A 12412-nucleotide genomic window follows, 5' to 3' on the forward strand; every position below is an offset into this window, starting at 1 on the left:
ACGCCGGTCAATACCTTTTGGTATTCGATGCGTTGCCGCGCAGTGGATATCCAATTTGGGTGGGGGAATTGTCCATTATCCCACCGTGTTTCGCGATGATAGGGGAGAAAGTCACCTGGGCATACGGGGATACGGCAGATCCGAACTGGTGTGCTCGCTGATCGCCAGCGGCCGCCCGATCTGCGGGAAGGCGCGCTGGGCGCAGTTGGGGCGCTCGCACACCTTGCAGCCCGCGCCGATGGGCACGGCCGCCGCGGGATCGTCCAGCTCCAGCCCGCGCGAATACACCAGCCGGTCGGCGTATTCGATATCGCAGCCCAGCCCGATGGCGAATTCCTTACCGGCTGAACCGAATCCGCTCGGCACCGGCGGGGTGGTGCGCGCCACCCACAGGTAGCGGCGGCCGTCGGGCATGGCCGCGATCTGGGTGAGCATGCGGCCGGGATGGTTGAACGCCTCGTGCACCACCCACAGCGGGCAGCTGCCGCCCACCCGGGAGAAGTGGAAGGCGGTGGCGGACTGGCGTTTCGAGATATTGCCCGCGCGGTCGGTGCGGATCAGGAAGAACGGCACGCCGCGCTGGCCCTGGCGCTGCAGGGTGCTCAGTCGATGGCAGACCGTCTCGAAGCCGACCTCGAAGCGCAGGCCCAGCAGATCGATGTCGTAGTGCAGTTCCTCGGCCGAGCGCAGGAACTTGCCGTAGGGCAGGATGAGCGCGCCCGCGAAGTAGTTGGCCAGCCCGATGCGCGCCAGGGTGCGGGATTCGTCGGTGAGGCCGGGGGTTTCGTCGAGCACCTCGTCCAGCAGCGCGCCGTGCAGCAGGAAGGCCAGGGTGGTGGCGATCTGGAAGGCGCGCTGCCCGGGGCGCAGGCGCCGGGCCAGGGTGAGCGTGCGGCTCTCGGGTTCGTAATGCCGCTTGGGGATGGTCGGATCGGCGCCGTCGCCGCGCACCAGCACGGTGACCCCGGCCCGTTCCTCGGCCACCCGCGCCAGTTGCCGGTCCAGCGAGCCGATGGTGAGCCCGCTCTCGTCGAACAGCCGCTCGGCGGCGAGATCCAGCTGGGCGATGTGATTGTGATGGTCGTAGAAGAAGTCGCGCACGTCCTCGTAGGGCATGGGCACGCCGGGCGCGCCGGTGGGGGTGGCCACCTTGGAGGACAAGAGATCCAACTGGTCGGTCGCCGCGCGTAGTCGGCGGTGCATGGCCACAACGATTTTCGCGACCTCGGGCATGCGGGTGGCCAGATCCTCGACCTCGGCGACCGGTGCGGCATTGCCGCCGGCGGCCTCCACCAGGATCTCGTGCAGATCCGACACCAGCCGGGCGTCGGAGTCCGCGGCGAAGAACTGCACGTCCAGGTCGAAGGTCGAGTTCAGCTTCAACAGCACGGGAATCGTGAGCGGTCGCTGATCACGCTCCAGTTGGTTGAGGTAGCTGGGGGACAGATCCAGGGATTTGGCCAAGGCCGCCTGGGTCATCCGCCGTTCCTCGCGCAACCGCCGTAGTCGGGCCCCCGCATACATCTTGCGCACGTGCAGGATGGTACCGATTCGGCTTCGCAAACATCGCAAATTGGGGAGACTCGCGGCAACTTCGCCGTTCTGCGTGGCAGTTCTTCATGCCGACGGTGCTGCGTAGCATGCGAATTCGGTACTACGGGCGGTTTGGCGCGCGAGTCCCCATCGTACGACCAACCCTTCGTCGCCGGAGTGGAACGACGTTCGGAATGTGGGCCGAAATCGGCGGGCTCATCCCAAATCAGGTGAACCTGGAGTTCGCCGACCAGAAACCCGAGCACCGCGCCGATGGCGACCAGCTTCCATTCGTCCTGTTTGAACGCCGGGCGCAGCAGTCCCTCGTATTCGTCGTCGGTCAGTTGCTTGGTCTTCTCGATCACCAGGGTGCGGACGTCGAGCGCCTCGATGGCGTGCTGATCGAAGCCGGAGTGTGCGGCGGCCTTGACGTGGTCGAGCACGAAGGTGACCGCGTCGCGCTCGATCGCCGTGAGGCTGTCGCCCGCGACCAGCATGACGATCGGGCGGGCCGGGCCGGTCTGCAGGTTCAGGAACTCGCTGACGTGGCGGCTGAGCAACGAGGCCAACCGGTCGGCACGTTCGCCATTCAAGACGGCCTCGAGAATGCGTGCGGGGGCGAGGATCTCGGTCGCGATGAGGTCGCCGTAGTCGGTGCAGACCTGGTCGCGGCGCTTGTGGAAGAGGCCGTGCCATTTGAACGGTCCGATACCGACCGGGCGGATCGGTCGGAAGATCATCTGCAGCGCCAGCCAGTCGGTGACCAGACCGGTGAAACCGCCGAAAGCGGGCATGAGCAAAGGGGAATGGGTGAGCGCCCAGGTGAACATCTGCACGAAACCCAGCACCGTGCCGAAGATCAGCCCCGAGCGCACGATGAAGCGCAGCTCGTTGCGGCCCACCCGGCGGACCATCTCCACCAGCAGCGATTTGTCGTCCACCAGTGCGCTGATGGCCATGCCGCGCAGATCCATCACCTGATCGAGGTTGGTGCGCAGGTCGTAGACGATGTCCTCGATGAGCTGCGGCAGATCCCGTTGCGCGCGTTCGATGATGGCGCGCTGGGCCGCCTCGGGCATGTTCACCCACAGTCGCGGCTGATGCTTCATCATCATGGCGCGCACCATGTGATCGACACCGGCGTCGAGGGGTTCGCGCAGGCGGGTGGTCAGCTCGGCGACATCGATGCGGGCGATGATGTCCTGCGGATCGATGAGCTTGCCGAACATCAGGTCCACCGCGATGGTCGCCATGCGCGTCGCGGAGCGGGGGATCACGCCCTGCCAGCCCAGCCACGGTGGGATGCCCTTGAATTCGAGCGGATACATCAGCATCTGCACGGCCACGATCTTGGTGATCCAGCCGATGAGTGCGGCGACGACGGGGATGGAACAGTAGAGCAGCCAGTGGTCGGCGAAATCCGCGATCACGACCGGTTCGGCTCCTGGGCCCACGTGGTTGCCATGCCCCACTCCTCAATGCGATTATTCGTATTCGACGCTACGGTTATTCGTATCGACGGCTCAGGCTAGGAGACCGCGTGCCCGCTGGCAAGACCCAGAGCTCGCCGCCCACGCAACGGGTCGTCTCGATCGTGGAGTTGCTGGCCGCCGGGGCGCGGCCGCTGACCTCCGCGGAGATCGCGGACAGCCTGGAGCTGAACCGGTCCACCGCGGGCGCGATCCTGGCCGCGCTCGCCGAACGCGGCTGGGTGCACCGGCTGCCCGATCTCAGCTATGAACTCGGCCCCGCGCTCGCCGCGATCGGGCGGCAGGCCGACGGCGGGCGGGACGATCGGGCCTGGCTGGATCGGGAATTGGCGCGGCTCGCCGATCGGGTCGACTGCGGGGCGGCGCTGACCACCATCACCCTCGATCATCTGGAATTCCTGGCTGTCACCCGGGACCGCTACACGGTGGGCATCGAATCGGGGGCGCGGATTCCGCTGCTGGCTCCTGCCGGGGCGGCGATCATCGCGCACTGGGGTGCTGCCCGCCAACAGGATTGGCTCGAGACCCGCGGGCCCGAGCGGCGTGAGGAATATCGCGCGGTGCTCGCCACCCTGCGCGAGACCGGATACTGCGCGTGGCGGCTGGAACCCGACAGCCTGCCGAATCTGCGGGTGCTGTCCGAGGTCGCCGATCATCTCGCCGATCAGCCCGCGAGCTCGGAGTTGCGGGGTCGGGTGTTGGCGCAGCTGGCGGCGATCGGGGGGAGCGCGTACGACCGGGCGACGCTGGACAGTGCGGCCGTGTTGCCCGTGAGCTATATCAGCGCACCGGTTTTCGACGGGGGCGGGCATGCGGTGATGGAGTTACAGATCGGGCCGTTGCGCGAGGATGTGACGCGGCCGGAGCGGCGGCGGTATCTCACGGAATTGGCGGCGGCCGCGCGGCGGATCGGGGAGGGTGTGGACTCGCATCGGGCGCAACGGTTCTGATCGGCGGAGCTGCCGATTGGCAGGGTTCGCCGATCCGGGCGGATTCGCTCGCCGAAATTCGCAGTTGTGAGCCATTTTTCGAGGTCAGCGGCGTGAGTAGCGTGCGAAGACATGAAGTCCTATTCCGTTCGCGCGCACTCCTCGGCCGAGGAGTTCCCGCGCTCAGAGCATCTGGCCACGCGGATCGCCGAGGTGGCCGTGGACCCGGTACCGGTACCGGCGGCGGTCACCGACATGATCGTCAACCGGCTCATCGACAATGCCGCCGTGGCCGCCGCCGCGGTGCTGCGCCGGCCGGTGACCACCGCGCGGCGGCAGGCGCAGGCGCATCCGTATGCGCCGGGGGCGACGGTGTTCGGATTGCCCGGCGGGCAGCGCTTCTCGCCCGAGTGGGCGGCGTGGGCGAATGCTGTCGCGGTGCGGGAGCTGGACTTCCACGACACCTTCCTGGCCGCCGAATACTCCCATCCCGGCGACAATATTCCGCCGATTCTGGCGGTCGCCCAGCATGCGGGGCGCAGTGGGGCCGAGCTGGTTCGCGGGCTGGCAACGGGATACGAGATCCAGATCGATCTGGTGCGGGGAATCTGCCTGCACGAGCACAAGATCGACCATGTGGCGCATCTCGGGCCGTCGGCCGCGGCCGGGATCGGGACGCTGCTCGGGCTCGACGCCGAGACGATCTATCAGGCGGTCGGGCAGGCGTTGCACACCACCACCGCGACCCGGCAGTCGCGGAAGGGGGAGATCTCCAGCTGGAAGGCGTTCGCGCCCGCCTTCGCGGGGAAGGCCGCGATCGAGGCGGTCGATCGGGCCATGCGCGGGGAGGGTGCGCCCGCGCCGATCTGGGAAGGGGCCGATGGCGTGATCGCGAGGCTGCTGGGTGGATTCGAGGCCGAATACCGGGTGCCGCTGCCCGGGCCGGGGGAGGCCAAGCGCGCGATTCTCGACAGCTACACCAAGGAACACTCCGCCGAATACCAGAGCCAGGCGCCGATCGATCTGGCGCGCCGGATGCGTTCGCGGCTGGGGGATCTCGACGCGATCGAGTCGATCGTGTTGCGCACCAGCCATCACACGCATGTGGTGATCGGCAGCGGGTCGGGTGATCCGCAGAAGTACGACCCGACCGCGAGCCGCGAGACCCTCGACCACTCGGTGCCTTATATCTTCGCGGTCGCCTTGCAGGACGGCGGGTGGCATCACGAACGCTCCTACGCGCCCGACCGCGCGCGCCGTCCCGATACCGTTGCGCTGTGGCGGAAGATCTCCACGGTCGAGGATCCGGAGTGGACCCGCCGCTATCACTCGACGGATCCGGCGGAGAAGGCGTTCGGCTGCCGCGCCGAGATCACGCTGCGCGGCGGCGAGGCGATCAGCGATGAGCTGGCCGTCGCGGACGCACATCCCTTGGGGGCCAGGCCCTTCGGGCGGGCGCAGTACATAGAGAAGTTCCGGACGCTCACCGAAGACGTGCTGGATCCGGCCGAACAGGACCGGTTCCTCGCCGCCGCCGAGCGCGCGCCCGAACTCCGCGCGGGCGAACTGGATCAGCTGACGTTCACCGTCTCCCCGGACGTCCTCGATCGCGCCCCGGCGACCGGACAGGGGATCTTCGCATGATCACTCACACGCGACGTGGCTCAGTCCTCTCCCCACACCACCGCCTGGGCGGCGATGACCGAGGTGCCGTTGAAGGTGACCGACGGGGAGCCGTACAGCCGGTAACCCTCGTCGAGGAGGTCGCTGATGCGCTCGCAGAACTTCGCGTCATCGGGTCCGGTGATCATTCGGTAGCGCAGGCGCGGCTGGTCGGTCATGGTGCCAGCCTAGGACGGTGGTCGCGATGAGCGGGCTGCGGGCCGGATTGGCGAGCGGGCGGATCCAGCGCTGGCCCGGTGCGATGAACCCGCTGGTGGCCAAGTTGATTCAGGAGATCGGCTTCGAAGGCGTGTACGTGTCCGGTGCCGTCGTATCGGCCGAGCTGGGGTTGCCGGATATCGGGCTGACCACGCTGACGGAGGTGGCCGAGCGGGGACGGCAGATCGCGCGGGTCACCGATCTGCCGGTGTTCATCGATGCCGATACCGGGTTCGGGGAGCCTCTGAACGCGGCGCGGACCGTGCGGTTGCTCGAGGAAGCGGGGCTGGCGGGCTGTCATCTGGAGGACCAGGTGAATCCCAAGCGCTGTGGGCATTTGGACGGGAAATCGCTTGTGCCGGTCGAGGACATGGTGCGGCGGCTGCGGGCCGCCGTCGGGGCGCGGCGAGATCCGGATTTCGTGATCTGCGCTCGCACCGATGCGCGGGGCGTGGAGGGGTTGGACGCGGCCATCGACCGGGCGAAGGCCTATGTCGACGCGGGCGCGGACCTGATCTTCACCGAGGCGCTCGAGACCGCCGCCGAGTTCGCGAAATTCCGTGCCGCCGTGGATGTCCCGCTCCTGGCCAATATGACCGAGATCGGCAAGTCCGAGTTGTTGTCCGCCGGGCAGCTGGAGTCGCTCGGCTACAACGCCGTCATCTACCCCGTCACCACCTTGCGGCTGGCGATGCACGCCATCGAGACCGGATTGCGTGAAATCGACCGCACCGGAACGCAATCCGAGCTCCTGGACCGCATGCAGACCCGGTCCCGCCTGTACGACCTGCTGGACTACCGCGCCTACAACGCCTTCGACGCCGACATCTTCAACTTCACCGTGAGCGAGTGATTCCCATGACCGACATCAAGAAGGGCCTGGCGGGCGTCGTGGTCGACACCACCGCCATCTCCAAGGTCGTCCCCGAGACCAGCACCCTCACCTACCGCGGCTATGCCGTCCAGGACCTGGCCCGTCACCGCTCCTTCGAAGAGGTGGCCTATCTCCTCTGGCACGGCGAACTCCCCGATTCGCAAGAGCTCCAAGCCCTCTGCCACCGCGAGCGAGCCCTCCGCACCGCCGACCGCTCCCTGCTGACTCTCATCGCCCGCCTCCCCGAAACCTGCCATCCGATGGACGTGGTCCGCACCGCCGTCAGCTACCTCGGCGCGGAAGACCCGCTCGAAGACTGCGGCACCGGCCGAACCGAACTCCTGGCCAAGGCATTACGCCTGACCGCGGTCCTCCCCACGGTCATCGCCGCCGACCTCCGCCGCCGCCGCTCCCTCGACCCCATTCCACCCGACCCCACTCGCGGCTTCGCCGAAAACTTCCTCCACATGTGCTTCGGCGAATCCACCCCCACCGCACCACATCTCGACCCCCGCCTCATCCGCGCCTTCGAAACCTCCCTGATCCTCTACGCCGAACACAGCTTCAACGCCTCCACCTTCGCCGCCCGCGTCGTCACCTCCACCGAATCCGACATGTACAGCGCCGTCACCGCCGCCATCGGCGCGCTGAAGGGCCGCCTGCACGGCGGCGCGAACGAGGCCGTCATGCACACCATGCTCGAAATCGGCGACCCCGCCGAGGCCCGGAAATGGTTGCGAGAGAAGCTCTCCCGCAAGGAGAAGGTGATGGGCTTCGGCCACCGCGTCTACAGGGACGGCGACTCCCGGGTCCCCACCATGAAATCCGCCCTCGAAGACATAGTCGCCGTCACCGGCGGCACCCAATGGCTGTCCATGTACACCGAACTCGAAGCCCAAATGCTCGAAATCACCGGCCTCAAACCCAACCTGGACTTCCCCACCGGCCCCGCCTATCACCTTCTCGGTTTCGACACAGACATGTTCACCCCCATCTTCGTCATGTCCCGCATCACCGGCTGGACCGCCCACATCCTCGAACAATCCGCCTCCAACACCCTCATCCGCCCCCTCTCCGAATACATCGGCGTCCCACCCCGCGCCCTCGCGCCCGCCTGACTCGCTCAACGAGGAGTGGGACGAGTTTCCGGGGGTGGGAAGCGGGTGAGGTAGTCGGCGGCGGCGCGGGCGCGGGGGCACGGTGGGGTGCAGGTGGCGTGGATGATGAGAATGCCCTCGGCGCGACGGGCGTTGTCCACGTAGCCGTTCTCGCAGAAGTCGTCCACCCAGGTCATCGGAGAGACCCCCGTTCCGCCGCGAGGCGGCGTTGGAGATCCGCCACGGTGACCGACATTCGGCCACCGCAGTGCGCTGCGGTGCGGACGGGGTCGTAGGTGAGGAGGGGGCCGATGAGCATCAGGCCGATGCCCAGGAGTACCGAGCCGAGTATCGATGCAGTGGTCATGGGGGAACGATGCGACGCGCGCCCGTATCGGCGCGGCACGCGCAAAGAATCTGCGGAATCGGCCTGAAACCCCAGGTCGCTTCTCACAATGGGCCTAGCCTTTTCTCGAGCAGAGAGGGATTCACCGACCTGGTGAGAGGGCAGGCGAATGGCCAACGTGGAGCCTGAGGATACCGAGACCACCTTGCCGCGTCGGCAGCTCGGCCGATTGTTGCGGGAGGCGAGATCCGCCACGGGCATGAATCTGGAGCGGGCCGCCGCCCTGGTGCAGTGGAGTCGGCCGACGCTGAGTCGCCTGGAACGCGGTGAGACCGAGAAGATCAGGGTCAGTGACATTTTGGCGCTCTGCGAGGCGTACGGCTTGGACGGGAAGACGACGGCCATCGCGCGAGGGCTGGCCGAGCAGGTCCCGGCCAAGTCGTGGTGGCATGCGTACGGCGATCTCATCCCTGCCTGGGCCAACCTTTACGTTGGATTGGAGTCCAGCGCAGTATCTTTGACGATTTTTCAATCGTTGATCCTGCACGGACTGCTCCAGACGACCGACTACGCAAAGACTCTCGACAGAATCTACTTCCCGGACGAGACCGAGGATGGACTCGACCGGCGTGTGCGGATTCGCCGTCAGCGGCAGCATCTCCTTACCCGCTCGCATCTGCCGACCGAGGTGGCGGTGGTCCTGCACGAGAACGTGCTGAGAACTGTTGTGGGGGACAATAAACTCATGTCAGCCCAGTGTCGGCACCTCGCGGACATCGGTACTCGCCCGAACATCGAGATCCGCGTACTGCCCTTTCGCGCCGGCTTCCCGCTCGGCGCGGCACTGCCTCCGTTCACGATCATGGACTTCGATCCGGACACCCCCGGCCGGAAGGGATCGGATCCTTCCCAGGTCTACTGCGAGGGTTATTCGGGCAGCGTGTATCTCGAGAAGCGAACGGACGTAACCATGTTCCGGCAGGCGTTCCGGAAGCTTCAGGAGGCGAGCTTGGATGCCCGCGCGAGCCGTGACCTGGTGCGGGAGATAGCAAGGAGATTTGAGAGTGAACGATGATCTGATCGGCGTTCGGTGGTTCAAGTCGACCTACAGTCAAGGCGGATCCGACTGCGTCGAGGTGGCGTATCTCGATGGAGGCGAAGTGGGCGTGCGTGATTCGAAGAATCCTGCCGGTCCGGCGTTGATCTTCGCTGCCGGTGAGTGGGAGTCCTTCGTCTCCCGGGTGGGGAACGAGGTGTGAGAACTGGCGGCCCGGCAGTCGGAATGACTGCCGGGCCGTGTTGTTCGATCAGCGCAGGGATTGGGCGGCCTGGACCATGTTGTGCAGGGACGCCTCGACCTCGGCGGGGCCGCGGGTCTTCAGGCCGCAGTCGGGGTTGACCCAGAGGCGGTCGGCGGGAACGGCTTTCAGGGCCTCGCGCAGGGATGTGGTGATTTCCTGCGCGGAGGGGACCCGTGGCGAGTGGATGTCGTAGACGCCGGGGCCGACGCCCAGGTGGAAGCCCGCGGCGTTGAGGTCGTCGAGGACTTCCATGTGGGAGCGGGCGGCCTCGATGGAGGTGACGTCGGCGTCCAAGGCCGCGATCGCGTCGATCACCTCGCCGAATTCGGAATAGCAGAGGTGGGTGTGGATTTGGGTGGCGTCGGAGACTCCCGAGGTGGCGAGGCGGAAGGCATTGATCGACCAGGCGAGATAGGCCGCCTTCGAATCCGCCCGGAGGGGGAGGAGTTCGCGCAGGGCGGGTTCGTCCACCTGGATGACGCGGATGCCCGCCGACTGGAGGTCCACGGTTTCGTCGCGAATCGCCAGGGCCACTTGATTGGCCGTGGTTTCCAAGGGCTGGTCGTCGCGGACGAAGGACCAGGCCAGGATGGTGACCGGGCCGGTGAGCATGCCCTTGACAGGCTTGTCGGTGAGGGATTGGGCGTAGGTGATCCAATCCACCGTCATGGGTTCGGGGCGGGTGACGTCGCCGTAGAGGATCGGCGGCCGGACGCAGCGGGTGCCGTAGGACTGGACCCAGCCGTTGGCGGTGGTGAGGAAGCCGGTCAGCTGTTCGGCGAAGTACTGCACCATGTCGTTGCGTTCGGGCTCGCCGTGGACCAGGACGTCCAGGTCCAGCTTCTCCTGCAGCGCGATGACTTCGGCGATCTCGGCGCGCATGCGGTCGCGGTACTGCTCGGGCGTGATGGTGCCCTTGCGGACTGCGGCGCGGTCGCGGCGGATGGCGGCCGTCTGCGGGTAGGAGCCGATCGTGGTGGTCGGCAGCGGCGGTAGCGGGAGCCGTTCCCGTTGCAGGGCACGGCGTTCCGTCGCGGGCGCGCGGCGGGTGGCGTCCGGGCCCAGGGCGGCCAGGCGGGCGCGGACGGTGTCGTCACATAGGCGCGGGTCCGCGGCGCGGGCCGCGAGAGCCGTACGGGCGGTGGACAATTCGCCCGCGACCGCCTCGGTGCCGTGGTGCAGCGCGGTGGCGAGCAGCCGCACCTCCGCGATCTTCTCCGCGCCGAAGGCCAGCCAGGACCGCAGCTCCGGTTCGAGCGCGGTCTCCGGCTCGAGCGAATACGGCACGTGCAGTAGCGAACTGGAGGTCGAGACGGCCAGCGCACCGGTGCTGCCGAGCAGCGTGCCCAGGGTCGCCAGGGCACGGTCGGGATCGGTGCGCCACACATTGCGGCCGTCGACGACGCCCGCCACCACCAGCTTTCCGGCCAGCGCCGGAACGGAGGTCGCATCCTCGACGGTGGTTCCGGCCGTGAAATCCAATGCCACGCCTTCGATCCCGGTGCCCGCCAGCACCGGCAGCGCCACACCCGGATGTCCGAAGTAGGTGGCCACCAGCAGCGCCGGACGGTCGGCGACCGCCGACAGCTCCTGGTACACCTGCCGCACCAGCGTCAGTTCCACCTCGGACAGATCGGTGACCAGCACCGGCTCATCGATCTGCACCCATTCCGCGCCCGCATCGTCCAAGCGCCGCAACAGTTCCCGATACAGCGGCAGCAGTTCGGGCAATCGGCTCAGCGCGTTGCCCGCGGAATCCTTGGCCAGCTTCAGGAAGGTCAGCGGCCCGATCACCACCGGTCGCGCGGGCACCCCGAGCGCCTTCGCCTCGGCCAGCTCGCCGAGCAATTTCTCCGGATGCAGAGCGAATTCGGTCTCGGCCCCCAACTCCGGAACCAGATAGTGATAGTTGGTGTCGAACCATTTGGTCATCTCCAGCGGTTCGACCGTCTCCGTCCCCCGCGCCGCCGCGAAATACCGGTCCAGCGGATCGCCGATCCCCGCCACCCGCGCCGGCAATACCCCGAACATGACCGCCGCATCGAGCATGTGGTCGTAATAGGAGAAGGTGCCCACCGGCACCGAATCCAGCCCCGCGGCAACCGCCGCGTTCAGCTGCGCCGTGCGCAATTCGCGCCCCACGGCATGCAATGCCTCCCCATCGATCCGCCCGGCCCAATAGGACTCGATCGCGGTCTTGAGCTCCCGACGCGGCCCGATCCGAGGCAGGCCCAGCACCGTCGAGGCGAAAAAAGGAATGTTGGTCACGGGTATTCTCCAGTGCTCCAAGTCCACTGGCCACCACCACAGTCCACGAGGCGGCGACCGCCGGATACGGCGTACCCGGCGCACTCGGCAGGTATTCGGACTCGCAGGCCCCGGCCTTCCGGCCAACCTAATAACCGTCGCTTCCCAGGCTCACACCCAGTGCTCATGACAGCGTTCGTTCCTGCACACCGCTGCGGGACAGTCCCGGATTCCCACCGGGTTCCCTCTAACCGGAACCCCTTACAAGAGCTCCGATTTCGACGCCCAACATGCCCCGAGACCCAATCTCGACCACACCTCAGGCGAACCGACTGCACCCTCGAGCATAGAACCCCACCCCACAAGCCGCGATCATCCCGCGGGACTCGAAGTCGCGGGGTTCTCGCTCGATCCGTCAGACCCGGCCGCGGACGAGGTCGATCAGCCGCCCGAGCACGTGATCGCCCGACGCGCGCAGGCCGTTGTGCTCGTACTCGTTGGTGATCCATGGCCGCAGCGTCGGAATCAACCGCGCGGTCTCCTCGGAGAACCTCCGCTCGACGTACATATCGTCGCCGAGTACAGCGGATCGCGCGCGTGAACGGGACTGTAAGAACAACGGTGTAACTCCGAATCAAGGAGTGGCACATGGACTCTGATGTGAGGTCCGCCGTGTTGGCCGATACTGACGCGGTGGCCAGACCCAGGAAACCG

General features: G+C 67.0%; 13 protein-coding genes and 1 riboswitch. Of the genes, 6 read left to right on the top strand and 7 right to left on the bottom strand.

What is annotated here, in order from left to right:
* Window positions 1–111: 111 nt before the first annotated feature.
* The gene (locus ACAM49_RS24930) at window positions 112–1533 is read right to left on the bottom strand and encodes a short-chain fatty acyl-CoA regulator family protein (protein ID WP_369637986.1); all 1422 of its coding nucleotides are present in this window, start codon (window positions 1531–1533) and stop codon (window positions 112–114) included.
* A complete protein-coding gene (locus tag ACAM49_RS24935) occupies window positions 1476–2963 on the bottom strand; it encodes a DUF445 domain-containing protein (protein WP_369637987.1) in 1488 nt (495 codons plus the stop codon). The genes ACAM49_RS24930 and ACAM49_RS24935 overlap by 58 nt, the downstream gene beginning before the upstream one ends.
* 110 nt (window positions 2964–3073) lie before the next feature.
* Between ACAM49_RS24935 and ACAM49_RS24940 the strand changes: the two genes are divergently transcribed.
* Both ACAM49_RS24940 and ACAM49_RS24945 read left to right on the top strand, forming a co-directional pair.
* On the top strand, window positions 3074–3973 hold the full coding sequence (locus tag ACAM49_RS24940) for a helix-turn-helix domain-containing protein (protein WP_369637988.1): 900 nt from the start codon (window positions 3074–3076) through the stop codon (window positions 3971–3973).
* A gap of 111 nt (window positions 3974–4084) precedes the next feature.
* Window positions 4085–5596 (top strand): MmgE/PrpD family protein, encoded by a 1512-nt coding sequence (locus tag ACAM49_RS24945; protein ID WP_369637989.1) that lies wholly within the window; start codon window positions 4085–4087, stop codon window positions 5594–5596.
* Window positions 5597–5616: 20 nt separating this feature from the next.
* Here the strand turns inward: ACAM49_RS24945 and ACAM49_RS24950 are convergent, their stop codons facing one another.
* Complete coding sequence (locus ACAM49_RS24950) at window positions 5617–5793, bottom strand: DUF1737 domain-containing protein (RefSeq protein ID WP_369637990.1); 177 nt, start codon at window positions 5791–5793, stop codon at window positions 5617–5619.
* Window positions 5794–5819: 26 nt separating this feature from the next.
* Between ACAM49_RS24950 and prpB the strand changes: the two genes are divergently transcribed.
* Window positions 5820–6686, top strand: a complete 867-nt coding sequence (gene prpB / locus ACAM49_RS24955; RefSeq protein ID WP_369637991.1) for a methylisocitrate lyase — start codon at window positions 5820–5822, stop codon at window positions 6684–6686.
* Between the two features lie 5 nt (window positions 6687–6691).
* Entirely contained in the window at window positions 6692–7825 is a 1134-nt protein-coding gene (locus ACAM49_RS24960) for a bifunctional 2-methylcitrate synthase/citrate synthase (RefSeq protein ID WP_369637992.1), read from the top strand.
* Between the two features lie 5 nt (window positions 7826–7830).
* Here the strand turns inward: ACAM49_RS24960 and ACAM49_RS24965 are convergent, their stop codons facing one another.
* Together ACAM49_RS24965 and ACAM49_RS24970 are read right to left on the bottom strand one after the other, a co-directional pair.
* Entirely contained in the window at window positions 7831–8001 is a 171-nt protein-coding gene (locus ACAM49_RS24965) for a hypothetical protein (protein WP_369637993.1), read from the bottom strand.
* The gene (locus tag ACAM49_RS24970) at window positions 7998–8171 is read right to left on the bottom strand and encodes a hypothetical protein (protein WP_369637994.1); all 174 of its coding nucleotides are present in this window, start codon (window positions 8169–8171) and stop codon (window positions 7998–8000) included. The genes ACAM49_RS24965 and ACAM49_RS24970 overlap by 4 nt, the downstream gene beginning before the upstream one ends.
* 148 nt (window positions 8172–8319) lie before the next feature.
* On the opposite strand from ACAM49_RS24970, the gene ACAM49_RS24975 reads away from it, so the two are divergent.
* On the top strand, window positions 8320–9225 hold the full coding sequence (locus ACAM49_RS24975) for a helix-turn-helix domain-containing protein (RefSeq protein ID WP_369637995.1): 906 nt from the start codon (window positions 8320–8322) through the stop codon (window positions 9223–9225).
* Entirely contained in the window at window positions 9215–9409 is a 195-nt protein-coding gene (locus ACAM49_RS24980) for a DUF397 domain-containing protein (protein WP_369637996.1), read from the top strand. The genes ACAM49_RS24975 and ACAM49_RS24980 overlap by 11 nt, the downstream gene beginning before the upstream one ends.
* Before the next feature lie 48 nt (window positions 9410–9457).
* Here ACAM49_RS24980 and metE read toward each other — a convergent pair whose 3' ends face one another.
* Window positions 9458–11710 carry a 5-methyltetrahydropteroyltriglutamate--homocysteine S-methyltransferase gene (gene metE / locus ACAM49_RS24985; RefSeq protein ID WP_369637998.1) on the bottom strand — a complete coding sequence of 751 codons (2253 nt, stop codon included), beginning with the start codon at window positions 11708–11710 and terminating at the stop codon, window positions 9458–9460.
* A 77-nt stretch (window positions 11711–11787) separates the two neighbouring features.
* Window positions 11788–11990: riboswitch (cobalamin riboswitch) on the bottom strand.
* A 123-nt stretch (window positions 11991–12113) separates the two neighbouring features.
* A complete protein-coding gene (locus ACAM49_RS24990) occupies window positions 12114–12266 on the bottom strand; it encodes a hypothetical protein (RefSeq protein WP_369637997.1) in 153 nt (50 codons plus the stop codon).
* Window positions 12267–12412: the final 146 nt, after the last annotated feature.

Origin of the sequence: Nocardia sp. JMUB6875 (assembly GCF_041154655.1) — a bacterium.
GTDB lineage: Bacteria > Actinomycetota > Actinomycetes > Mycobacteriales > Mycobacteriaceae > Nocardia.

Coding starts and splice junctions, on each gene's coding strand:
- ACAM49_RS24950 (WP_369637990.1), bottom strand. CDS start 5,793: ATGACCGACCAGCCGCGCCTGCGCTACCGAATGATCACCGGACCCGAT.
- prpB (WP_369637991.1), top strand. CDS start 5,820: ATGAGCGGGCTGCGGGCCGGATTGGCGAGCGGGCGGATCCAGCGCTGG.
- ACAM49_RS24965 (WP_369637993.1), bottom strand. CDS start 8,001: ATGACCTGGGTGGACGACTTCTGCGAGAACGGCTACGTGGACAACGCC.
- ACAM49_RS24945 (WP_369637989.1), top strand. CDS start 4,085: ATGAAGTCCTATTCCGTTCGCGCGCACTCCTCGGCCGAGGAGTTCCCG.
- ACAM49_RS24975 (WP_369637995.1), top strand. CDS start 8,320: ATGGCCAACGTGGAGCCTGAGGATACCGAGACCACCTTGCCGCGTCGG.
- ACAM49_RS24970 (WP_369637994.1), bottom strand. CDS start 8,171: ATGACCACTGCATCGATACTCGGCTCGGTACTCCTGGGCATCGGCCTG.
- ACAM49_RS24990 (WP_369637997.1), bottom strand. CDS start 12,266: ATGTACGTCGAGCGGAGGTTCTCCGAGGAGACCGCGCGGTTGATTCCG.
- ACAM49_RS24960 (WP_369637992.1), top strand. CDS start 6,692: ATGACCGACATCAAGAAGGGCCTGGCGGGCGTCGTGGTCGACACCACC.